Raw genomic sequence first — 22,823 nt, forward strand, 5'->3', positions numbered from 1 at the left:
TTTTCCAGTGTTTTGTCCGTCATTTAAAGGAAAAGTTTTTTCTTGTCGCGCAACCCGTAGGGACCGAGACGCTTGAGTTGCCTTCAAGCGATTTGTTCAGTTTTGAGATCCGCCGTAAAACGCGTCGAGTTCCTCTCTGCTTCCGGTCCGGAGTTCTACGTTGTCCAACTTCTTTTTGGAAAGCGCCGGATTCTGATCCTTCTCGGAAAACATATGATTCCAAGTGTTGATATAAAGAACCGGTTTCTTTTCCTCTTTCGTCAATTGATCCGCCTTTAGAACGGAATCGAAATGTTGCACCGGATCTTGCGAGAATATTTGATCGCCCGAGTAGACGTTCTTGAGATGAACCGTGGACAATTCTCCCGTTTTTGAAAATTGCAAACGAAGACTTTCTATGTCCTTGTGTCTTCCGTATTTAAAACCTCGATAGATTCTATACACCGCGTCCTTCCAAAACGAAGGATGTCTTTCATCCCGAAACACGAGACTGAGTTCTATGCGTTTTCCGTTCGGAGTTTCCCTTTGGTTGCAATAAATGATTTCCAAATCGTTCCCCGCGTTGATGTCGTCGGCCGGTTGAATCCAGAGCGGAATTTCTTCCTTCGTACATTCCAAATTTTGCGAGAATGTGGGGAGTTCATTTTTTGCCGAAGAACAAGCGGTGAACAGGAGAATGGTAAACCCGAATCGGAGCAATTTAGAATCGAACATAGATCCGTGTTTTAATACGCGGAGGTCCGTAGTCAAACCGGAAAAAGTGGATGAAGTTTCGAAGGGAAGAAGGAAATTGACGGTGATGTTACCAGAATTCAAAGCGGACTCTCCAGAGCATACCAAGGATTCGATCTTAGAAAAGATCAAAACGATTCGAAAGGAACTTCCGATCCTTCTTTCCAAAAAGGAAAGAACGTACGAGAACGTCATACGTCCATTGAACGATCTTGTTCAGGAAATGCAGGTAGACTATACGGTCCTTTCTCATTTGAACAGCGTGATGAATTCAAAGGAAATTCAGGCGCTTTATACGGAAGTCCTTCCCGAGATCACCGCTTTTTATTCCGATCTCGGTCAGAACGAGGAACTCAATTCGGTATATCAGGAAATCCTAAAGAACGAAGAAGCGGTTTTAGACGTTCCGAAGAAAAAAGTTCTTAAGGATTCCATTCTACAGTTTAAACTCAGCGGGATCGGTTTGGATCCTCGGATCAAAAAAAGAATCCAAGAGATTCAGATCCGTTTGGCGGACGTGGACAATCAATTCTCCCAAAATCTTTTGGACGCGACGAATTCGTTCGAACTCATTTTAGACAACAAAGAGGACGTGGAAGGAATTCCGGAATCCGATCTGAATTCCGCGAAAACGCCGGAAGGCAAATATCGTTTTACTCTTCAGATGCCGAGTTATATCGCATACATGACCCACGGTCCGAATCGTTCCATTCGAGAAACGTTATATAAGGCTTATACCACAAAGGCGCCGCAGAACGGAAAGTTGATCGAGGAAATTCTCGCGCTTCGAAACGAACTGGCGAAACTTCTCGGTTATTCGAACTATGTCGAACTTTCCCTTGCCACCAAGGTCGCGGATTCCGGTAAAACGGTTTTGAATTTTTTAAGAGATCTTGCAAAACAAGCAAAGCCGATCGCCGAAAAAGAATTTTTGGATCTTTCTACTTTCGCAAAAACTCTTTCAATCGATTCTCTGCAGGCCTATGACACCGCGTTCGTAAGCGAGAAGTTGATGAAATCGAGATTCGATTTCGACGAGGAACAAACCCGTCCTTATTTCGAGAAGGAGAAGGTGGTTTCGGGTACATTCCAATTTTTGAATGAACTTTTGGGTTTGGAATTCAGAAAAACTACGGCGCAGATTTGGGAAGAAAAGGTTCAGGTTTACGACCTCTATAAGGACGGAAAACTTCTTTCCCGTTTGTATCTAGATCTCGAAGCGCGTAAGGACAAACAGGGTGGGGCTTGGATGCACAACTGGTATTCCAGAAATCGAATCGCGGGTAAGGAAGTCCATCCGACCGCGTTTGTAGTCTGCAACTTTCCGATTTCGACGAAGGATTCTCCCTCTCTTTTAAAACACAGCGACGTGGTTACGTTTTTTCACGAGATGGGTCACGCGCTCCATCATCTTTGTACGAAGATCGAAGAACCTCCCGTCAGCGGAATCAACGGCGTGGAATGGGACGCTGTAGAATTCCCTTCCCAGTTTCTGGAGAATTTCGCATATACTCCGAGCGTTCTTAAAATATTCGGAAAACATCATATAACCGGAGAAACCATTCCGGATTCTATGATCGCCAAACTCAACGAGACGAAGAATTTTCTTTCCGCTATGGGAATCGTAAGACAACTCGAGTTTTCTCTTTTTGACATTCTCATCCACGAAAAAAATCATACGGAAGAAGAGGTGCATTCGATTCTTCAGAATGTTCGCAAGGAAGTTTCGGTGGTGATTCCTCCGGAATACAATCGTTTTCAAAACGGATTCTCCCATATCTTTTCCGGGGGTTACGCCGCGGGTTATTACAGTTACAAATGGGCGGAAGTGATGAGCGCGGACGCATTCTTCGCGTTTGTCGATCGTGGAGTTTTTGATCCTACTTTGAGCGATGCGTATTTCAGCGAGATTTTGGAAAAGGGCGGAAGCGAAAATGCGATGGTTCTTTTCAAAAGATTTTTAGGAAGAGATCCGGAAGTCGGTTCCCTTCTTAAACTTTACGGTTTGAAAAACGCGGCTTAATTTTTGAAACCTAGGAAAGGCTTTTTCTGAAATTTTGAAGCAGAGATTCCTTTCCCGCCAAAAGCACTTCCACTTGATCTTGGTCGATATTGTAAACGACGTTGCTACGAAGTGCGTCTTTGAATTCGTTCTGGTTGATCACTTTTTGATCGTAACTTTCTTTTAGAAAATTATACCAGCCGGCCAAGAGAACTTTAAGATGGGGAAGTTCCCGGATCGGGATCGAAATTACTTTTTCTGGTTCCATAAAGACCAGAGCAGGCTATTTCCCGTACCGGGAGAGTCAAATCAATTTTGGAAGGCCGGTTAAGAATTTCAGTCGTTCATTCGACTTTCACCTTCGCTCTTGCGATGATTTTTTTCAGAGTTTGTTTTTCCTTTTCCACCAAGGCCGGCCCTTGTTTGGATTTCATAAATTCGAAGTATTCTTTCCAACCTTTGAGTTGGTCCAAGGGATGATTGTTCGGATAAAATATTCGGAGCTCCTCGTCGATCACGGATAAATTCGCAAAGCCGGAACAATCCGCCATCGTAAACGTTTCTCCTGCGATGTATGGAGAAAACTTCGCGACTCTTTGTAATGCCTTTACTCCTTTGACTAAAATCGGATGTATCTCTTCCACGAGTTCGGGTGAAACTTCCTTTCCTCTCGACGCGGGTAAATAAACTCTTCTCGCGGGAATGTCCAGATAGATTTCTATGATCGTAGTGATCTCTCGGACCCTTGCGGCCTCCCAGGGTTCTTCCGGAATCAGTTTCGGTTCCTGCGGATAAATCGTATCTAAGAATTCTAAAATAGCTCCGGACTCGAAGAGAAACTTCCCGTCGATTTCCAACACGGGAATTTTTCCCATCGGACTGATCTTTAAAAATTCTTCCTCTTGAGAAGGCGCTACCCTGAGTTGTTCGTATTCCAATCCCTTCTCTAAGATCCCTAGTTTTACTTTGTTTACGTAGTTGCTGATGCTTGCGCCGTGCAATTTGATCATGAGGAGGAATCCTAATCGGCTCGGGTCTTTGGGAAAGTGTTTTTTGCCTTGTTATAATTCCAAAGAATACTTTTTGATTGATTCGGAAAACGGTTCGCTCTTCTGAAATTCCTTTCAAAAAAGTCTTTCTCCTTTTTTTCCAGAGAATATTTTCGACCGTCAAAGGAATTCTCAAATGGCAAAAACGGCAATCATCACCGGCGGAACGGTCGGCATCGGATACGAACTCAGTAAACTCATCGCGGCAGACGGATACGATCTTATACTTGTGGCGAGAAACGAAAAGACTTTGAAAAAAGTGAAGAAGGAAATCGAAACTTCGAACAAGGTAAAGGTGGACATTCTTTCCGCGGATCTAGCGGATCCGAAGGCGCCCAAGAAAATTTTCGACTTCGCAAAAAAATCAAAAGCGGTCGTCGAGATTCTCGTGAACAACGCGGGTTTTGGAACCAGCGGAAGATTCGATAGAATGGAACTCAAAAAAGAACTCGATATGATCCAAGTCAACGTAACCTCTTTGACCGAGTTGACACATCTATTTCTGCAAGGTATGGTGGAACGGAAGAATGGAAAGATTTTGAACGTCGCGTCCACCGCGGCGTTTCAACCCGGACCGAACATGGCCAATTATTATGCGACAAAGGCTTACGTTCTTTCCTTATCGGAAGCGATTCACGAGGACGTTTATAAGGACGGTGTAACCGTAACCACACTTTGTCCCGGGCCGACCAAAACCGAATTTTTTGAAAGAGCCGAAATCACGAAGTCGAAACTTCTCAACAACCCGATGGCTCCGATCATGAGCGCAAAGGAAGTCGCGGAAATCGGATACAACGCTTTGAAGAAAGGAAGGCCCGTCGTTGTCTCCGGAATTTTGAACAAGATTCTCGCGCAAAGCGTACGAATCACACCGCGATTTATCATCCGAAAGATCGCCAAGTTTTTGAATCAAAACGGTTAAGAAAGAATGCAAGGCTCCATCATCGATTTAGCGGTTCCGTTTTTTATAGTTCTGATCGGACTCGAGGTTTTTTACTCCCGAGTTTCCGGTAAAAAAGTATATCGATGGAACGATACGGTCGCGGATCTAAGTACCGGAATCCTATTTTCATTGACTGGGGTCCTCGTAACGATCGGCTCTCTTTGGGTATATGAAAAATTTAGAATATTCTATTCTTTGCAGACTCTTTTTAATGTTCCCGAAATTCCCTTGAGGATTCCGATCTGGGCCGACCACGTGGGTTGGCACGCGGACTATAAAAGTCTGGCCGGTTGGTTGTTCGTGTTTTTGGCTGTGGACTTCGTCTATTATTGGTTTCATAGAGCCACGCACGAAATCAACTTTCTCTGGGCCTGCCACGTTACGCACCATTCCAGCGAAGAATTCAATCTTTCCGTTGCCTTGCGTCAATCCAGCTTCCAAAGAATTTTCGAATACGGGTTCAACCTTTCGATCGCGTTCTGCGGGGTTCCTTGGCAGGCGTTTTTACTCGCGCACGGAATTCTCAAGATCTATCAATTCTGGGTGCACACAAGATTGATCGGCAAACTCGGTTTTTTGGAAGAAATTCTCGTGACACCCGCGCATCATCGAGTACATCACGGAAGAGATCCGAAATACATCGATAAAAATCACGGGGGAATCCTTATCTTTTGGGATCGGATCTTCGGTTCGTTTTCCAGGGAAGAAGAGGAGCCGATTTACGGATTAACAAAACCCGTGACGACATTCGATCCGGTTTATACGAACTTTCATGTGTATGAGGAAATTCTTTCCTTGATGCAAAAGACAAAAAGTTTTAAGGAAAAGATTCTGATTCTTCTAAAACCACCGGGCTGGAGACCTTCGAGCATCGGACCGTCTCTTCTTCCGGAGGAAATCGATCGAAAAAATTATCTGAAGTTCGATCCGGTCGTATCCAAACAAAGAACCGTTTTGGGAGTTTTAGAATTTCTTTTCTTTACAATCGTTTCCCTTGCGCTCGTACGATATTTTAAATCGGGGACTCTGGAGCTTTGGAAAATTCTTCCCACGATCTTATACGTCTTTTACGGATTCAGACATGCGGGAATCGTTTTGGACGGAGGTCCTTTGGGAAAAATACAACACGGTTTGCTTTTGTTCGGAGGGGCGATTCTTTTCTGGATTCTATTTTTCGTCTGAACCCGAGTTGTAACGAAAGAAGAATTTGAAATCATGACCTGGAACGGGATCGGCAAGTCGTGTTGAAACAAAAAAAAACAATCCGGGCATTGGCGCTTTGTCTTTATCTTTTGACCTGGCCCGTGTTCGGAATCGATCTCGTAAACTTGGACGATTCTTCTTCGGGATTCGAGGATTCCTACGAATACTACGAGGATTTTACGGGCAATTTGAGCTTTGCCGAAATTCGAACATTGGCCGAAACGGGTAAGTTCAATTCTTCGAATATTCATTCATTAGGATATACGAATGCTTCCGTTTGGGTTCGTTTGAACGTGGAGAATTCTTCCGATAAACCGATCCGTTGGATCGTGGAATACCGTTTCCCGGACGTCGACCTTGTCGAATACTACGATTTAAAAAAGGGAGAATCCCCGTTTTACAGGGCGGGGGACGTTCTTCCGTTCGGGGTTCGTCCGATTCAATATCGAAATCCCGCGTTTCCTTCGGTCGGTCTTGCCAAAACGAACAAGTCCGTATATCTAAAAATCAAATCCGATTCCAGAATCCAACTTTCGCTTCGTTATTATTCCGCCCTGGGGTTTTATCAAAAAGTGATCTTCGAGCAGTTTTTGTTCGGATTGTTTTTCGGTTCGATGCTCATATTAGCGCTTTATAATCTTCTTTTATACGCATATACGAAAGAATGGAATTATCTCTACTTCGCGCTTTATATCTCGGGCTTTTCGTTCTTTCAATTCGTTTTGGAAGGATTCGGCTTTCAGATTCTATGGCCGAACGCGGTTCTTTGGACCAATTCGAGCGTTCCGTTCTTTTTGATGGTTTCTCTTTCGTTGATGTCCCTTTTTGTAACGGTTTATCTGGATTTGGAGAATCGATCGAGATTTTCCTTTCGAATATTCAAATATTATCAATTTCTGTTGTTGTTTTTCGCGCTCAGTTCCCTTTTGATTCCCGAACGTTTCGGAATCTGGATCGGTTTGATTTTGTCTTTCGGTTTTGTGATTCTTCTTTTTATCAACGGTATTAGAAGTATTGCCTGGAATCAAGGGAGCGCGTTCTACTTCCTTTCTGCTTGGGCGGTTTTACTTTCGGGAGCGGTTTTGTTTTTATTCCTGCAAAGCGAATGGATGAAGGATTGGAGTCTGCGTCTATGGATCATAGAAATCTCTTCCTTGTTTCACGTCGTTTTTATGGGAATCGGTCTTGCGGATCGAGTGAAGGTTTTGTCTCGGGTTTTGTCCTCGAAGATCAAGGAACTCGGAAGCACAAAACTCGTAGCGGAACGTTCCGAAAAACGATTTAAGAATCTATTCGAAGAATCGGAAGAATTTCTGTTCACGATGGATACGAACGGAAAGATCCGAAACGCGAATAAATCCCTCGGAAGACTGCTCGGTTTCGATCCGGAAGAAGTGATCGGCTGGGATTTTTTGGATCTCATCTTTGTTCCCACGGGTGGAGACGCGTCCTACGCAAAAATTTTGGCGCGGGATAAGATCGAAGAACTTTTAAAAAGAGGAAAAAGTTCCGAGTTCGCGGTTGAATTCAGGCAGAAGTTCGTCTTGGAACCGAGACAGATCCGGGTTCGTCTTCAACTTTTGGATCTCGGGGACCGTAAAGGTATATTAGGAAAGGCTTATGAATTGAACGAGGACATTCTTTCCAAGTTCATCGTAAGCGAATCCATGCACTTCACTTTGAACAATTATCTTCGAAACGCGGATCTTTTGAGCAGGCTTCTTACGGTGAATCTTTCGAGTTTTGTGGGAACCGAAATCGTGATCGCGATCCGAACCTGTATTCGGGAGATCGTAATCAATTCCATAGAACACGGAAATCTCGCGATCAGTTTTGACGAAAAGACCGAAGCGTTGAACCAAGGACGTTATCTCGAATTCATACAAGAACGTCAGAAAGAAACTTTCTACAACTATAGAACCGTAAAGGTTTCGTATTCCTTAAACGCGAGAAGGATCGGATTTCTCATCACCGACGAGGGGGAAGGTTTCGATTATAAGAAAATTCTAAACTTAGACATCGAAAAGTTGAACGAAACAAGTTTGACCCACGGAAGAGGAATCGTGATGACTCGTCGTGTTTTTGATATAGTTCGGTTTAACGAAAAAGGAAACCGAGTTCTTCTCATTAAATATCTCAAAAAACCGCTTCGATATAAACGGGAAAAAACTTCTTTCGACGTTTAAAACTTTTGAGCGACTCCGAGAAACAAGGTGGTCGTCAAAACCTGAAATTCCAATTTACGCGAGAATTGATTCGTGACTAAGATCGCGGTTTGATTCGTGGATTCCGTAAGAGGAGTAACACGTCCGTCTTCTCTCAGATAAAAACTCGCCGTTTGTCCGTTGAACGTTCCGGTCAAAGAAGGAATGTTGATCCAAGAAAGCGCGACTCCCAGTTGAAGACTTGTGGACTCGGTGATTCTTCGGTTGACAGTTCCTTCCAAACGAAACTCGATTCCGGTTCCGGTTAAAGAACCTTCCTGACGAAAGGTTTCTCTTCCCGAGGTCGCGTAACCCTTGGAGTCCCAATACACCTGAGACATCCCGACGCCGAGACCACCTTGGAAGATCCAGCGTTTGTAATTCCATTCATACCAATACATCAAAAGAAAATAGGGGTTCGAAAGTTTAAAACTGAGATCGGTATAAAACGGCTCGGAAGAAACCTGTTTCAATCCGAACTTCTGCCATTCTCTATAACCGCCTATAAAACCGACCCGGCTTTCGGAGCTGATCTTTCTACGGAGAAACAATTCTCCCTGAGACACATTGCTTGGTGGATTGAGTTTGGTTTTGGATGCGACCCGAGGATCATACGTATCCGTAAAACCCCGAAGGAAAGAATTGAGTCTGTCTTCCCCCTTATAGCCGATTCCGGCCCTGAGGCCGAGTTCCCAGTAGAGTTCTTCCTCGGTGGGGATTTCCAGCGCCGGTTTTGTGGAATGCGCCTTGGTTTTGGGAAGTTCTCCCTCAGCCTTCAATTCTGATTCTGGAAAAGGGAAGAATGGGAAAAAAAGTATAACACAGAATGAGATCCCGAAAATTTTGCTGGTAGCCCTCATAATTACAGGATTTCTAGCAAGGACTTCCAAAAAAAGCGGATTTTCGTTTCGATCGGGTGGGCCATGTTGCAATTTCATTTTTTTCAATTTTTCGATTGGGATTTACTCAAACCCTTCTTTTACTTCCTGAGTTTTATCGGGATCTATCTGACCTTCAGACTCCGGTTTCCCCAGATTAGGTTCCTCTTTCTTGCCGTAAAAATTTTCTCGGGCAACATGGACTACAAGGGTTCCCGGGGAAGACTCGTTCATTCTCAGGCGTTCTTTTCGGGAACCGCGTCCTCTCTCGTTCCGGGAGCGGTGATCGGTTCGGCTCTGGCCTTGATGATCGGAGGACCAGGGGTTTTATTTTGGATTTGGATCTCTTCCTTTTTTATCATGCCTCTTCGGTTTGTTTCTTCCACGCTTGCGATTCGTTTTAGAACCAAAACCGCATCGGGGAGATATCTTTCCGGTCCAATGTATTTTATCGAAAGCGCTCTCAAAGCGAGATGGCTCGCGGTGAGTTTTGCGATCGCCGGACTTTTGACTGTTCTTGTGATGGGCGGAGCGGTTCCGATGTTGTATGTAACTCATATCGCGAATCGTGCGTTCGACGTGACCGGGATGACGGTTCCGTTTTTGTTGGCGGTGGTTCTCGTATTCATCGTGTTAGGCGGGGTGAGAAGGGTGGGAAAAATTTCCGCGTATCTGGCTCCGATCGCGATCTTGTTATTTTTTGCGGGTTATTTTTTCTTATTTAAGAATTCTTTAATGAACTTTAAGGACTTTCTCTGGCTTTCGTTTCAGGAAGCGTTTCAACCCTTGACCGCGGTTGCGGGTGGAAGTTTTGTTCTCGCTCGAACTTACAGCATGGCCTCGGGAATCTTTTTCGTTTCCACGGAAACCGGAATCGGAAAAAGCGCGGGTTTGTCCGGCGTCGTAAGAACCGATTTCCCTGCGAAACAAGGTTTGGTAAGTATGCTTGCCACCTTCTTCGAAGGATTTATCGTATCGACTCTTGTGATCTACGCTCTTTCTTCTTACGGAGCGTTTAAGATGGAAGAACAGATGTTGTTCGTAAACGCTCTCTTCCAAGGAAGCACCAATCCCGTAAACCTCGCGTTCTTCGGTTCGTTTTTGTTGTTGGGAGTGGTTTCGATTACGGGTTGGTTCTATACGGGAGAACAAAACGCTCTCTACGTCTTCGGTGAAAAGTTTGCGAACTTTTTCAGAATGCTCTTCTTGATCACCATTCTCGCGGTCGCTTATCTTTACGTAAAGAACGGAGAACAAATTCTTTTCGAAGCGTTCGGACTCGGATATTCTCTATCGATCATCACAGCGGTTCCGGTTTTGATTTCTTTGGTTCTTTTGGAAAAGATAGCAAGAACCGAACTCAAACGATTCTTAACCGAAAGCGGAGCGAGATACGAAGTCTTGAAGGATTTTTATCTTCTCGTTCTTTCCGTCGTTCCTAAGAATTTACTTTCGAGACTGTTCGGACTTTTGGCTTCTTCCAGACTTCCTCGTTTTCTTTTGATTCCGATTTTGAAGGCGTTCGCAAGGGCTTACAAGATCAACGTCGACGAAGCGGAACTCGAAATCCAAGAATACAATTCTCTCAACGCATTCTTTACAAGAGCCTTAAAGGCGGAAGCGAGAATCATCGACTCCGCGGACAACGAAATGGTTTCTCCCGTCGACGCAAAGATCACCGGTTACGGAGATATCAACCAAAGAATCATCATTCAAGCGAAGGGTGTGGATTACAATCTCAAGGAACTTTTGGGAGGAGGCGCTTCCAAGTTCATCGACGATTTTACGAACGGGAAATACATCACCTTCTATCTTTCTCCTCAGGATTATCATAGAATTCATTCTCCCGCGTATGGAAAAATTTTAGGTTATTACTACGAGCCCGGAAAATTATTTCCGGTGAACGAACTCGCGGTTTTCGGGATTCGAGGACTGTTTCCGAAGAACGAAAGATTGATTACGTATCTGCAAACCGAATACGGAAAGGTCGCGGTCATCAAGGTCGGGGCATCGAATGTCGGGAGAATTCGTGTGACTTACGACAACAGGATCGTTACGAACACACTCATCCGAACCGCAAGGACGGTCGAATACAAGGACGTTTCGATCATGATCGACAAGGGCGCCGAACTCGGTCGTTTTGAGATGGGTTCGACCGTGATTCTTTTAATGGAAAAAGATACCTTTCAGTTCGATACGTTGTCGGTAAACGAGAAGATCCTCTACGGGACAACGATCGGTAAGTTTTTAGCAAAGAAGTGCAATCTTCCGAAATGACCCAACTCAGTTTAAAGGCGACCACTCCCGACCAAATTGATTTTGATGAGAATCATCTAAAAATCACCTGGAAGGACGGAGTTACGTCCACGTTCGAACTTCTCGATCTCAGAAAACGTTGTCCGTGCGTCGTATGCAAGGGCGGACACGGAGGAAAAGTAGGAACTACCACGGGTGGAATCCAATCGATCCAACTCTATTCGATCAATAAAGTCGGAAGATATGCGATCAATCCCGTTTGGAGCGACAATCATATCACGGGAATTTATTCCTTCGACGCACTTCGAATGCTCGCGGATGGTTTGGGTGGCGATCTGACTCTTTAGATTTTTTGGAGTTGGTCGAAGTCTTGCGAAATACGAAGATCGATTGTGGGAACTCATACATTTCTAATGTTAAAGGACAAGTTTCAATCAAGATCCGTTGAATTTTGTCCTGAATCGTTCATCGGTCGGCGATCTTTTGGTTTTTTTCCGAAAAAAGGTTGTTTTACCCCGAAAATTGGGTGGAATCAAGTTGGGAAGAAAAAAATGAAGTGACAAAAACTCTTTTCTTATGTCCCATTAACTAAAATTCCCGGGAGAGTTCCCAAAATGGGCGAAGGTTCCCTTTCACAGGAAGAGATAGACGCATTATTAGCCGGAGCGAGCGATTCGTTTGATCCGGGGGCGGTAGCATCTGCGGCCGCGCAAAAAGACGTTCCGGGGATGTCACCCGTGGACCGGGATATCCTGTCGGATCTTTTAGCTTCCTGTTTTCAAGTCGCCGGGAACACGTTAGGCGCCGTTCTTTCCCGATCCTCCGCATTCTTAAATCCGAACGTAGAATCCAAATCTCGTAAGGATATCGAATCCGAACTCAAGTCGGGTTCTTTTCTTTTGTATTCCACGTTATCCGGAAGCGTAAACGGTAGAGTGGTTCTCGCCATGTCCGCGGAAAACGCGGTAAAGATCGCCAACTCCATGATGGGCGGTTTTGATTCGGGAGAATTGGACGAGGCGCAGATGCAAACTCTTCGCGATTCTCTTACGCCAGTAATGGGAGCTTTGATTTCTCAGATCAGCACCAAAACCGGGGGCGGGGTCAACGGATCTCCTTCCGAAACAAGAAACGTAACTTCTCCAGCGGCCTTGGTTTTGCCGGATGGAGAAAGTATCGTTCGTGTATTTTTCAATCTTACGATCGAAAGTATTCCTTCTTTTAGAGTTCAATTCTTACTCTCCCTTTCTACGGCCGCCGATCTTTTAAACCTGTATCGTCGTTCCGGAAGTGCGGGGGGAGATATGGGCGGAATGGGAATGGGGGGCATGGGCGGAATGGGAATGTCCGCAGGTTCCATGTCCGTTAAGTCCGTTGCGTTCCCGAATCTGGGAACCGCGAGCGGCGCTTCCAACACTCCGAACTTAAACCTTCTCATGGACGTTCAGATGAGCGTCACGGTGGAACTCGGAAGAACCAAAATGTATATCAAGGACATTCTGGGTTTGGGAGAAGGTTCTATCATCGAGTTGGATAAACTCGCGGGTGAACCGGTCGATCTTTTGGTAAACGGAAAGCTGATCGCCAAGGGCGAGGTTGTGGTCATCGACGAAAACTTTGGTGTGCGCGTAACGGATATCGTAAGCCCCACCGATCGGATCAAGCCGGAGGGCAAGTGAAAATTTTCGGGGCCTTCCGAGCGGCGGACGGGAAAGTTTTCTCATCCGTTCTTGCGATATTTCTTATATTCAATATTGCTTTTGTTTCCCTATCGGCTCAATCCGAAAGGGAGCTTATGGACGAGGCCCTCAAAAAAGAATTGGGTCAATCTCCTTCCTCCAAGGACGAAAAGAAAAGTTCGGATTCGGGAGAAAAGAAGACCGATTCTTCCTCGACCTCCGGCACGACCGGAAATGCGGGCGCAAAAACTCCCGCATCGGAAACCCAAACCGCACCGAACCCGGTTGAGGAAAGATACCGTCCGAGCGACGAGGGGCCCGGTATCGCAGGAACCCTGTTTCGAGTCGTTTTTATATTAGGACTTCTTTGTGCGGCACTTTATTATATTCTAAAATACGTATCTAAGAATCGGGAAGGAAGACTTCCGGTTCGAGGCGAGATGAACGTTCTTTCGAGTCTGATGCTCGGGCAGAACAAACAACTCCAGATCGTGGAGATTTCGGGAAAACTGTTGGTTCTCGGAGTCGCGGACAACGGGATCAATCTGATTACGGAGATCGAAGATCCGGAAGTAAAACACAGAATTCTTCAGAAGAAAGAAAGCTTTCAACCGCCCGAAGGCGGATTTTTAGTAACGGTCCTCGAGCAAATCAAGGACTTGAATTCTCGGATTTCCGGAACCCAAGAGGGTCCGCCGGATACGGGCGAGAAGGGCGGGGCTAATCGGGAAGAAAAACGAAGGCAGGCCCGCAAGAAGTTGGATGAACTCAAAGAAAAAACAAGCTCGCTCGAAAGCGGGCTTTTCGATTTGAGATAGCCTGTTAAGGAATTAGAAAGGATTGTTTTTCAAGTGAGAATGAGACATAAAAAATTTATAAAGAACATAACCTGGATACTCTTGCTAGCCGCAGGTTTGTCTTTGGGTTCCTCATTCTTTTCTTTGGAAGCGCAATCTTCGGGAACTCGGATTCCGATTCCGAACCTAAACATCAACGTAAACGAGGCGAAGAGTCCGAGAGAAACCAGTTTGTCTTTGATGGTTCTCTTTCTGGTCACCATTCTTTCCTTAGCGCCCGCGATCGTGATGTCCTTAACTTCTTTCACGAAGATCGTAATCGTTTTGGACTTTGTGAGAAGGGCTCTTTCGATTCAAAACCTTCCACCGAACCAGGTGATGATGGGACTCGCGCTTTTTATGACCTTCTTTATCATGGCGCCGACATTGAACACCGTGAACGAACGGGCCTTAACTCCGTATCTCGAAGGTAAGATCGATACGAACGCGTTTTTCGAAAAGGGAATGGTTCCCATCCGAGAATTTATGATGCGTCAGATCGGAACCTCGGGCGCAAAGGACGTCGCATTATTTTTAAAAATCGGAAAGGTCGAAAAGGTGGAATCCTTCGACGACGTTCCTTCCTATGTTTTGATTCCCGCGTTTATGTTAAGCGAAATCAAAAAGGCCTTTTGGATAGGGATCATCATCTTCATTCCTTTTATCGTCATCGATCTCGTGGTCGCTTCCGCTCTTCTTTCCATGGGTCTTATGATGTTGCCTCCGGTTATGGTCAGTTTGCCGTTTAAGTTGATTCTATTTGTTCTCGTGGACGGATGGAATCTGATCGTTTACGAACTCGTAAGGAGTTATAAATGACGGAACTCGACGCGATGACTTTGATCCGGGACGCTCTTTATATCACTTTGAAAATTTCGTCACCGATTCTTTTAACGGCTCTTGTCGTGGGGCTTATCATAGGAATTTTGCAAACCACAACTTCGATTCAGGAGCCTACGATCGCGTTTGTTCCCAAGTTGGTCGCGATTTTTATCGTGATCGTGATCTTTTCCTCGTGGATGATCCAAACGATGACGGATTATACGCGGAATCTGTTTTTGATGATCGAGAAGTTTTAGAATATTATGGAATACTTTATCAATCATTTTCAAGTGTTTCTGCTGATCCTTTCGAGATTGATGGGACTTTTGTCCGTTGCGCCCATCTTTTCGTATCCTTCGATCAGCGTTCCCCAAAAAATGATTTTTTCCTTTTTGGTTGCGGTGATTCTCTTTCCGGTCACTGCGGGCTTTTTGCCTCCCGTTCCTGGAGATATGGGGAGTTACGGACTTGTCGTGATTGCCGAAGCCTTGATCGGAATGCTTCTCGGTTTTTTGATCAGTTTGATCTTTGCCTCCTTTCAGATGGCCGGAGAATTTTTCAACGTCCAGCTCGGTTTCGGTTATGCGGAAATTTTGGATCCTGTGACTCAGACCAGTTTACCCGTAATCAGCACTCTTAAAAATCTTTTGGGTATGTTGCTTTTTCTTACGTTAGGCGCCTATCGAATCATGTTCGAAAGTCTTGCGTATTCTTTTGAAAAGATTCAGGTTCTTCGTTTTACGCCGGAAATTCAAAACGGAATCTATAAGGCGATGGAAGATGCGGTGGGTGCGATGTTTCTCGTCGCGTTCAAGTTGTCTCTTCCCGTTCTCGGAATCATTCTTCTTGTCACGGTCTCCGAGGCGCTTATGGGGAAGGCCGCGCCACAGCTCAATATTTTGCAGTTATCCTTTCCGATCAAGGTGAGCATCGGCTTGATCGTGATGATCTTTATCACTCCGTATTTGATTTCTCAGATGGGAGCGGCCTTTGATCTTTCTTTTGATAAGGTCAATCTCATGCTTCAGGAGTGGCCGAAATGAAAGGGAAGAATCGGTCCGAAAAAATTGTAGTAGTTCCGACGAACTCCGTGAATCAAAGCGTGCCCCACCCACACTTAGGGTGGTGGGGTGAGGTGGTGGGAAGGATCGGGAAATTTTTCACTATCACAAAGGGCTTCTTTCAGCAACTCGAATTTTTTCCCCCTCAACTTGTCGTACCTCCGACAAATGAGCTTGCGATTGCGTCTAACGCGGTCGATTTCAGGATCGATCTCCAACTTTTCGCGGCGGAAGACGAAGGCCGAACCGAACCAGGGTCCGAACGAAGAAGAAGGGAAGAAAGAGAAAAAGGAAACGTTCCTAAATCTCCGGAACTTCCGGCCGCAGTCGTCTTGCTCGCGGGAGTGATTCTCGTGTATCTCATGGGAGAATATTTTTTCATGAGAACGTTTTACATTCTTCGCAAATACATCCACGGCGTGGGACAAAGAACCGATATCAGTCCCGAATCTGTGACCGAACTTTTGAAAACGGCGTCCACGGATCTTTTCACTCTTTTGTGGCCCTTGCTCGGAATCACACTCGTCGGCGCGGTGATCGGAAACGTAGCTCAAGTTGGATTTATCTTTGCACCGAGGGCGCTCAGTTTTAATTTCAGTAGAATTCAGCCCAACTTCAAGAAGGTCCTGCCGACACGTCAGACGCTCTTTAACCTCGGTAAGTCTCTCGCGAAGGTGGCTCTTATCGGTTGGGTTTCCTACATCATCATCAGTAAGGATTTTTTTCCGATTCTTCTTTCGGGAGAAATGGGACTCGAACAAGCGGTCGCTCTTGTGATGAGCAGTTCGTTCAAAATCTTTTTGTTCGTGGGAATCATTCTTCTCGCGATCAGCATCGTGGATTATCTGTATCAAAGATACGAATATGAAGAATCCTTAAAAATGACTCCTTCCGAAGCGAAGAGAGAAGCGAAGGAATCCGACGGGGACCGTTCTCTCCAAGCAAGGAGAAGGCAACTCGCGCGCGACATGATGAACAAACGCAAGATGCTCGCGAAGGTTCCCGAAGCCGACGTGGTGATCACAAACCCGACGCACTTCGCGGTCGCACTCGAATACAAACCCGGAATTCACAAGGCTCCGATCGTGATCGCAAAGGGTGTGGACGATTTCGCATTATTGATTATCAGAATCGCAAGAGAGAACGGGGTTCCCACAGTGGAAGACCGTCTTCAAGCGAGAGGCCTTTACGAGGAAGTGGAACTCGGCGCGGAAGTTCCTCAACAATTCTATCGCGCGATCGCGACGATTCTCTCTCGTTTGGAATCTTTCCGGAGAGCCGTGTAAGAGGAAACTATGGAAAAGAAGTGGTGGAATCAGTCAGACATTATTTTGGGAGTCGGGGCCGTGGCGATCGTCGCTATGCTCGTCATTCCTTTACCCGGATTTATATTAGATATTTTGATTATTGTAAGTTTGGCGATCGGGCTTCTCGTTCTTTTAACCGCTCTTTCGGTCAACGAACCCGCCGACTTTTCGATCTTTCCGAGTTTGTTGTTGATCACTACTTTGTATCGACTCGCACTCAACGTTTCGACCACGAGACAAATTCTTTCCAAGGGCCCCGCGATCAATAGCCACGTCATCGATGCTTTCGGTTCGTTTATCATCGGAAGCGAGTCCGGTCTTTCCAAGTATGTGGTCGGATTTATCATCTTCATCATCCTCGTTTTGGTGCAGGTCTTGGTGATCACAAAGGGTGCGACTCGGATCTCGGAAGTTGCGGCTCGATTCACATTGGATGCCTTACCCGGCAAGCAGATGGCCATTGATATGGAACTTTCCTCCGGAAACATCAACGAGGAAGAAGCCAAAAAAAGAAGAAAGAAGATCGAAGCCGAAGTCGACTTTTACGGTTCCATGGATGGAGCGAGTAAGTTCGTTCAAGGGGACGTTCGAGCGGGGCTCATCATCACCGCCATAAACCTGTTAGGCGGGATCGTGATCGGTGCTTCGATTCGGGGAGAATCTTTTTCTCAGGCCATTGAAACCTACGGTAAGTTCACCATCGGGGACGGACTCGTTTCGCAAATCCCGGCGCTTTTGACTACGGTTGCAACGGGTATCATCGTTACACGTTCCGGTTCCGAATCGGATCTCGCGACTCAGTTCAAGAGCCAACTCTTCAGCAATTCTAAGGTGCTCTATGTCGTTGCGGGAAGTTTGGGTTTTGCCGCTTTCATTCCGGGGCTTCCGTTTATTCCACTCGTTCTTCTTTCCGCGGGAATCGCTTATCTCGGATATTCTCTGGAACAGACCGTCAAAGAACAACTCGAGTCGATCGAGAAAAAGGAAAAAGAATCCGGTCAAGATCGCAAGCCCAAGGATTTTTACGAAGAACTCAGAACTGATCCGATCGAAATCGAAGTCGGTTATCATCTCATTCCGTTAGTCGACGCTTCCCAAGGTGGGGCGCTTCTGGATCAGATCAGCAACCTGCGTAAGAAGTTTGCTCAGGACAACGGGGTTGTCATTCCTCCAGTGAGAATATTAGACAATCTTGATCTAAATCCGGATACGTATTCGATCAAGATCAACGGAACCGAAGTCGGGGCCTCTACCGTGAAGCCGGATAAGCTCATGGCGCTCAACACGAGCCCGGGAACTGCGGAAGCGATTCAAGGAGAGGATTTCCTCGAACCTTCCTTCGGTCAAAAGGCGAAGTGGATTTCTTCCGAGGACAAGTCCGAAGCGGAAGCGAAAGGTTATACGGTCGTCGACGCTTCCACGGTCGTCGTCACACACTTGAAAGAACTTCTCGCCACACACGCGTCCACCTTGCTCGGAAGGGAAGAAGTTAAAAAACTTCTGGATCATTACAAGGCGAGTTATCCGACTCTTATCGGAGAACTCGACGCGGACAAACCCGGCAACTTGGGAATCATTCAACAGGTTCTTCAAAATCTTCTACGAGAAGGTTTGGGAATTAGAAACCTCGTTCCTATTTTGGAATCGATCGCGAACAATCTTCAAAAGTATCAGAACCCGTACATTCTCACGGAACTTGTGCGTCAGTCGATCTCCAGAACCGTCGTTCGCGATTATCTTTCCATGGACGGTAAGCTCCGAGTCATAACGCTCGAAAGTAGAATTCTCGACCGACTCAACAAGTCGATCGCTCAGGATCGAATCGAAAATCGGGACGTTCTTTCTTTACCGCCCGATTTTTACAGAAGGCTCATCGACAGCGTGGCCGAACTCTATCGCAATTTTAGAACGGAAGGAAAGTTTCCTATCTTTGTCGTGAACCGGGAAGTGCGTCTGCCGTTCTCGTATCTTCTCGCAAAAGAATTTCCTCCGCGTAACTTCGGGGTTCTCGCTTACGAGGAGATTCATTCTTCCGTAGATTCGGTGATCGAAGCCGAACTCAAACTTCCTCAGACACAGACCGCGACTGCGGGAGTCGGGGAAGAAGCATGAAATATTTAGAATATTCGATTTTTCTACAATGGAAAGATCAGGGAGTTGAAAATGGAATTCGCTAAAATTCGCGGTAAAAGTTACCAAGACTGTTTGATGGAAATGAAGATGAAATACGGATCGGAAGCGACCGTGATTTCTCAAACCGTCGTGACCGAAGGTGGTGTGATGGGAACCGGTCTTCTCGCTAAGAAGATGATCGAAATCCAGATCGGAATTCCGGAAAAACAAGCCTCCCGAGAAAAGATAGAACGTAAACTTCAGGATCTAAAAGATCTTTTAAAACAAAAGTCTTACGCGGCTCCGGAAAGAAAGAAAACTCTTCATACCTTAAAACCTCTTTCCAGAACCTTGGAAGAAAAAGAATCCGCGACCGCGCTTGCGGAGGATTCTTGGGAGATCGAAGACATTACCACCGAACCCGAAAGAGGAGTCGGTCTTTCCTTCGAGAAAGAACTTTTTGACAAAAACGTTTCCGGTCGCAGGGAAAATTCCCCCGTTCGCGGGAGGAAGGATTCTCCCTTAACCCGTCTGGGTGAAAAATGGGTTCGGGAAGGAATGAGCCAAGCGTATGTGGATGAGATTCTTTCCAAGGTGGAAGAAAGACTTTCCCCGATCGATCAAGGTCGTAACCACGCAGTGTCCGAAAGAGCGATCGAAATTCTGAAAGAAAGAGTGAGCGTAGATTCCGATCTTTTCCGAGGAACGGGGAAAAATCAGAGGAAGGTTGTCTTTCTTGTCGGACCTACCGGTTCCGGTAAAACGACAAGCGTCGCAAAACTTGCGGCGAAGTACTTCCTACACATGGGAAGATCCGTGTCGCTTTATACGACAGACAACTATAGAATCGCGGCGATCGAACAACTCAAACGTTACGCAGACACAATGGGAATGCCGTTTTACCCGGTTAAAGACATAAAAAAATTCAAGGAAACTCTTGCCCGAGACGGGTCGGAACTGATCCTCATCGACACTGCGGGTTACAGTCATCGTAACCTCGAACAACTCGAAAGGATGAATTCTTTGCTGTCTTGTTTCGGAGAAAAAGACTCGGTGGAAAATCTTCTTGTCCTTTCCGCCACTTCTTCCTACCATCATACAAGTACGGTATTGAAAGCCTATGAGTCTTTAAACTACCGAAGAATTCTCCTCACGAAACTCGACGAGGCAGATTTTTTAGGTGGTTTTCTCGAACTGGCCGATACATACTCTAAGAGTTTCACATACTACAGCGTGGGTCAGGAGGTTCCTTTCGATATTCTTCCTGCCGATAAAAACCTGATGGCCGAATGTGTGGTGACTCCGGAGAAAATTGCAGAGCTGAGAGGAGAAGTATTCACCGTCGCAGGTGGCTGATCCGATCGGCTTTCGAAGAGGTAAAGAATGGACCAGGCGACTCATTTACGGAAACTCACCGAGGGGAACACGAGTCTAAAAGTTCTGTCATCCAGAAAGCCCACGACAAAGATCATCGCGATCGCGTCCGGGAAGGGAGGAGTTGGAAAGAGTACCATCTCCGTGAACCTCGCTATCTCTATGGCTCGCGCCGGTCAAAAAGTCCTCGTGTTCGACGGGGACTTGGGGCTTGCCAACGTTAACGTCATTCTCGGGATCATTCCCAAATACAATCTCTATCACGTGGTCAAAGGCCACAAGAGCCTCAAAGACATCATCATCCAGACTCCGGAAGGTGTGGACATCATCGCGGGGGCTTCGGGATATTCTCAGCTTGCGAACCTAAACGACACGCAGAGAAATTCCCTCATCAAGGGTTTTTCCGAATTAGACAATTATGATATTATGATCATCGATACCGGCGCCGGAATCAGCTCCAACGTCATCGGTTTGACCCTTCCTGCGGACGACGTCATCGTCATCACCACGCCCGAGCCGACCGCGATCACGGATTCGTACGGACTCATCAAAGCGATCGTTTCCCAAAGCCGAGATAAGAATCTCAAGATGGTTGTGAACCGGGTTCGAAGCGCGATCGAAGGGAAGAAGGTCGCGGACCGAGTCATCGACATCAGCGGACAATTCCTCGAAGTAAAGGTGGAAAACCTAGGATTCATCTTTCAAGACGAAGAAGTCGAGAAAAGTATCCGGGAACAAAAGCCTTACATCATCAATTCTCCCAAAAGCAAGGCCGCGGCTTGTCTGAACCGCATAACGTATTCTCTTTTAAATCAGGAAATGGAACCGTTGGAAGACGCCGGTATCAGCGGATTCTTCAAAAAGTTTTTCAACTTTATGGACGTCCGGGACAAAGAGCTCGATAAGAGCGACGAAGAATAATCCTTGAACCTTCAGGTCGCATTCATCGGCGTTTTTGCCGTTATCGCGTTGGTCGTGAGTCCCGTCTGCGGATTCGTGACGGGAAATTCCATCGGACATGTCCTTCTCGTCACGGTTCTTTCCGTGGTCGCGTTTGCGGTTCTCGGATTCGGAGTTCACGCGATTTTGGAAATGAAGGTTCCGGAGTTTTTGGATTTCTTAGCAAACGCCGCCGGAGAATACATTCCGGCAACCGCATCCGACGCGGATGGGGCGGGTTCGGGGGCGCACGACTATTCAAGTCATGCAAGCGACTCGGAATTCTCTTCGGGGGACGGTCCTTCCAACTCGGAAGTCTTCGCATCCGCAACTCCGAAACGTCAGAAAAGCGGAAACTTTGGGGATCATATCATGGTCGAAAATATAGCGATCAAAAACGAACCCAAACTCATGGCGGAAGCGATCCGCACTATGTTGGCTCGCGACGACATGGGCGAAAAGTAAGAATTTCTTTCCAAATTCTTTCCGTTTAGCTCTAGAAAGTTAATGAGACAAAAAACTGCTTGATTTCCCTGTTTTTGCCCCAAAAAATGCTATTGCAATTTTCTGAGAAGCTCGACACTTTAGAATGAAGGTCAAGGTTTTTCCAGATCCGAGCTTATGTCCAAAAAATATGAGAAATATAACCAGCAGGATGAGACGGAACTATGGAAATCCTATCGGGATACCAAAGATCAGGACATCCGATCCTACCTTGTGGAGAAATATTCTCCGTTAGTCAAACACGTCGCCGGTAGAATCGCGATCGGAATGCCGCAGAATGTGGAATTCGACGATCTTGTATCTTACGGAGTCTTCGGACTGTTAGACGCGATCGAAAAATTCGATCCTGAAAGACTTATTAAATTCAAAACATACGCTATGACTCGAATCCGAGGAAGTATCTTCGACGAACTTCGCTCGATCGACTGGATTCCAAGATCGATCCGTCAAAAAGCGAAACAACTCGAACAGATTATCGGAATGTTGGAGAACAAAGAAGGCCAGCAAGTCGACGACGACGCGATCGCAAAAGAACTCGGAATCTCTATGGAAGAGTACAATTCTCTTCTTACCAAAATCAGCGGAACCTCTCTCGTATCGTTGAACGACATCTGGTTTCTCGGAGACGAAAACGACGAAGTGTCCTTTATGGAAACTCTCGAATCTCCGATGAATATGAATCCGGATACGATCATCGAGAAGGAAGAGATCAAGAACGTGATCGTGGAAGCGATCAAAACCCTTCCCGAAAAGGAAAAGAAAGTAATCGTATTGTATTATTATGAAGATCTAACGTTAAAGGAAATCGGAGAAGTTTTGGAAGTAACAGAATCCAGAATCTCTCAGCTTCATACAAGAGCGGTTTCCAGACTGAGAAGTAAACTCGGTAAAGTAAAGTCCGTCATTTCTCGCAAGTAAACGA

General features: G+C 46.0%; 21 protein-coding genes. 17 read left to right on the top strand and 4 right to left on the bottom strand.

What is annotated here, in order from left to right; all coding sequences use genetic code 11:
- Positions 1 to 96 precede the first annotated feature (96 nt).
- Positions 97 to 816: a surface adhesion protein Lsa23 gene (gene lsa23 / locus CH367_RS13685; RefSeq protein WP_100763073.1), complete on the bottom strand. Its 720-nt coding sequence runs from the start codon at positions 814 to 816 to the stop codon at positions 97 to 99.
- Between lsa23 and CH367_RS13690 the strand changes: the two genes are divergently transcribed.
- The gene (locus CH367_RS13690; RefSeq protein WP_100763074.1) at positions 800 to 2,755 is read left to right on the top strand and encodes a M3 family metallopeptidase; all 1,956 of its coding nucleotides are present in this window, start codon (positions 800 to 802) and stop codon (positions 2,753 to 2,755) included. The two genes, lsa23 and CH367_RS13690, sit on opposite strands and share 17 nt — an antisense overlap.
- A gap of 10 nt (positions 2,756 to 2,765) precedes the next feature.
- Here the strand turns inward: CH367_RS13690 and CH367_RS13695 are convergent, their stop codons facing one another.
- The gene (locus CH367_RS13695; protein WP_100763075.1) at positions 2,766 to 3,002 is read right to left on the bottom strand and encodes a hypothetical protein; all 237 of its coding nucleotides are present in this window, start codon (positions 3,000 to 3,002) and stop codon (positions 2,766 to 2,768) included.
- Between the two features lie 76 nt (positions 3,003 to 3,078).
- Positions 3,079 to 3,744 (bottom strand): glutathione S-transferase, encoded by a 666-nt coding sequence (locus tag CH367_RS13700; RefSeq protein ID WP_100763076.1) that lies wholly within the window; start codon positions 3,742 to 3,744, stop codon positions 3,079 to 3,081.
- Positions 3,745 to 3,919: 175 nt separating this feature from the next.
- Between CH367_RS13700 and CH367_RS13705 the strand changes: the two genes are divergently transcribed.
- The 3 genes from CH367_RS13705 (at position 3,920) to CH367_RS13715 (ending at position 8,115) form a co-directional block, all read left to right on the top strand.
- The gene (locus CH367_RS13705; protein ID WP_100763077.1) at positions 3,920 to 4,705 is read left to right on the top strand and encodes an SDR family NAD(P)-dependent oxidoreductase; all 786 of its coding nucleotides are present in this window, start codon (positions 3,920 to 3,922) and stop codon (positions 4,703 to 4,705) included.
- Positions 4,706 to 4,711: 6 nt separating this feature from the next.
- On the top strand, positions 4,712 to 5,908 hold the full coding sequence (locus CH367_RS13710) for a sterol desaturase family protein (protein WP_100763078.1): 1,197 nt from the start codon (positions 4,712 to 4,714) through the stop codon (positions 5,906 to 5,908).
- 80 nt (positions 5,909 to 5,988) lie between these two features.
- Positions 5,989 to 8,115, top strand: a complete 2,127-nt coding sequence (locus tag CH367_RS13715; RefSeq protein ID WP_100763313.1) for a 7TM diverse intracellular signaling domain-containing protein — start codon at positions 5,989 to 5,991, stop codon at positions 8,113 to 8,115.
- On the opposite strand, the gene CH367_RS13720 is transcribed toward CH367_RS13715, so the two are convergent.
- Positions 8,112 to 8,993: an LIC_11366 family protein gene (locus CH367_RS13720; protein WP_100763079.1), complete on the bottom strand. Its 882-nt coding sequence runs from the start codon at positions 8,991 to 8,993 to the stop codon at positions 8,112 to 8,114. The genes CH367_RS13715 and CH367_RS13720 overlap by 4 nt on opposite strands.
- Positions 8,994 to 9,056: 63 nt before the next feature.
- Between CH367_RS13720 and asd the strand changes: the two genes are divergently transcribed.
- From asd to whiG, 13 genes are all read left to right on the top strand, one after another.
- Positions 9,057 to 11,288, top strand: coding sequence for an archaetidylserine decarboxylase (asd, locus tag CH367_RS13725; RefSeq protein ID WP_100763080.1), 2,232 nt, complete (start codon positions 9,057 to 9,059; stop codon positions 11,286 to 11,288).
- Positions 11,285 to 11,614, top strand: a complete 330-nt coding sequence (locus CH367_RS13730) for a DUF971 domain-containing protein (protein ID WP_100763081.1) — start codon at positions 11,285 to 11,287, stop codon at positions 11,612 to 11,614. The genes asd and CH367_RS13730 overlap by 4 nt, the downstream gene beginning before the upstream one ends.
- 267 nt (positions 11,615 to 11,881) lie before the next feature.
- On the top strand, positions 11,882 to 12,946 hold the full coding sequence (fliN, locus tag CH367_RS13735) for a flagellar motor switch protein FliN (protein ID WP_100763082.1): 1,065 nt from the start codon (positions 11,882 to 11,884) through the stop codon (positions 12,944 to 12,946).
- Between the two features lie 2 nt (positions 12,947 to 12,948).
- Positions 12,949 to 13,764 (top strand): flagellar biosynthetic protein FliO, encoded by an 816-nt coding sequence (fliO, locus tag CH367_RS13740; RefSeq protein ID WP_100763314.1) that lies wholly within the window; start codon positions 12,949 to 12,951, stop codon positions 13,762 to 13,764.
- A 39-nt stretch (positions 13,765 to 13,803) separates the two neighbouring features.
- Complete coding sequence (gene fliP / locus CH367_RS13745) at positions 13,804 to 14,601, top strand: flagellar type III secretion system pore protein FliP (protein WP_208862003.1); 798 nt, start codon at positions 13,804 to 13,806, stop codon at positions 14,599 to 14,601.
- Positions 14,598 to 14,861: a flagellar biosynthesis protein FliQ gene (fliQ, locus tag CH367_RS13750; RefSeq protein WP_010574483.1), complete on the top strand. Its 264-nt coding sequence runs from the start codon at positions 14,598 to 14,600 to the stop codon at positions 14,859 to 14,861. The genes fliP and fliQ overlap by 4 nt, the downstream gene beginning before the upstream one ends.
- Before the next feature lie 6 nt (positions 14,862 to 14,867).
- Positions 14,868 to 15,647 carry a flagellar biosynthetic protein FliR gene (gene fliR / locus CH367_RS13755; RefSeq protein WP_100763083.1) on the top strand — a complete coding sequence of 260 codons (780 nt, stop codon included), beginning with the start codon at positions 14,868 to 14,870 and terminating at the stop codon, positions 15,645 to 15,647.
- Between the two features lie 95 nt (positions 15,648 to 15,742).
- Positions 15,743 to 16,951, top strand: coding sequence for an EscU/YscU/HrcU family type III secretion system export apparatus switch protein (locus tag CH367_RS13760; protein ID WP_100763316.1), 1,209 nt, complete (start codon positions 15,743 to 15,745; stop codon positions 16,949 to 16,951).
- A gap of 9 nt (positions 16,952 to 16,960) precedes the next feature.
- Positions 16,961 to 19,084 carry a flagellar biosynthesis protein FlhA gene (gene flhA, locus CH367_RS13765; RefSeq protein WP_100763084.1) on the top strand — a complete coding sequence of 708 codons (2,124 nt, stop codon included), beginning with the start codon at positions 16,961 to 16,963 and terminating at the stop codon, positions 19,082 to 19,084.
- 51 nt (positions 19,085 to 19,135) lie between these two features.
- Positions 19,136 to 20,440: a flagellar biosynthesis GTPase FlhF gene (gene flhF / locus CH367_RS13770; protein ID WP_100763085.1), complete on the top strand. Its 1,305-nt coding sequence runs from the start codon at positions 19,136 to 19,138 to the stop codon at positions 20,438 to 20,440.
- 27 nt (positions 20,441 to 20,467) lie between these two features.
- Positions 20,468 to 21,379 carry a MinD/ParA family protein gene (locus CH367_RS13775; RefSeq protein ID WP_100763086.1) on the top strand — a complete coding sequence of 304 codons (912 nt, stop codon included), beginning with the start codon at positions 20,468 to 20,470 and terminating at the stop codon, positions 21,377 to 21,379.
- A gap of 3 nt (positions 21,380 to 21,382) precedes the next feature.
- On the top strand, positions 21,383 to 21,862 hold the full coding sequence (locus CH367_RS13780) for a hypothetical protein (RefSeq protein WP_100763087.1): 480 nt from the start codon (positions 21,383 to 21,385) through the stop codon (positions 21,860 to 21,862).
- A gap of 156 nt (positions 21,863 to 22,018) precedes the next feature.
- Complete coding sequence (gene whiG / locus CH367_RS13785) at positions 22,019 to 22,819, top strand: RNA polymerase sigma factor WhiG (protein WP_010574489.1); 801 nt, start codon at positions 22,019 to 22,021, stop codon at positions 22,817 to 22,819.
- The last annotated feature ends 4 nt before the right edge of the window (positions 22,820 to 22,823 follow it).

Origin of the sequence: Leptospira barantonii (assembly GCF_002811925.1) — a bacterium.
Classification (GTDB): domain Bacteria; phylum Spirochaetota; class Leptospiria; order Leptospirales; family Leptospiraceae; genus Leptospira; species Leptospira barantonii.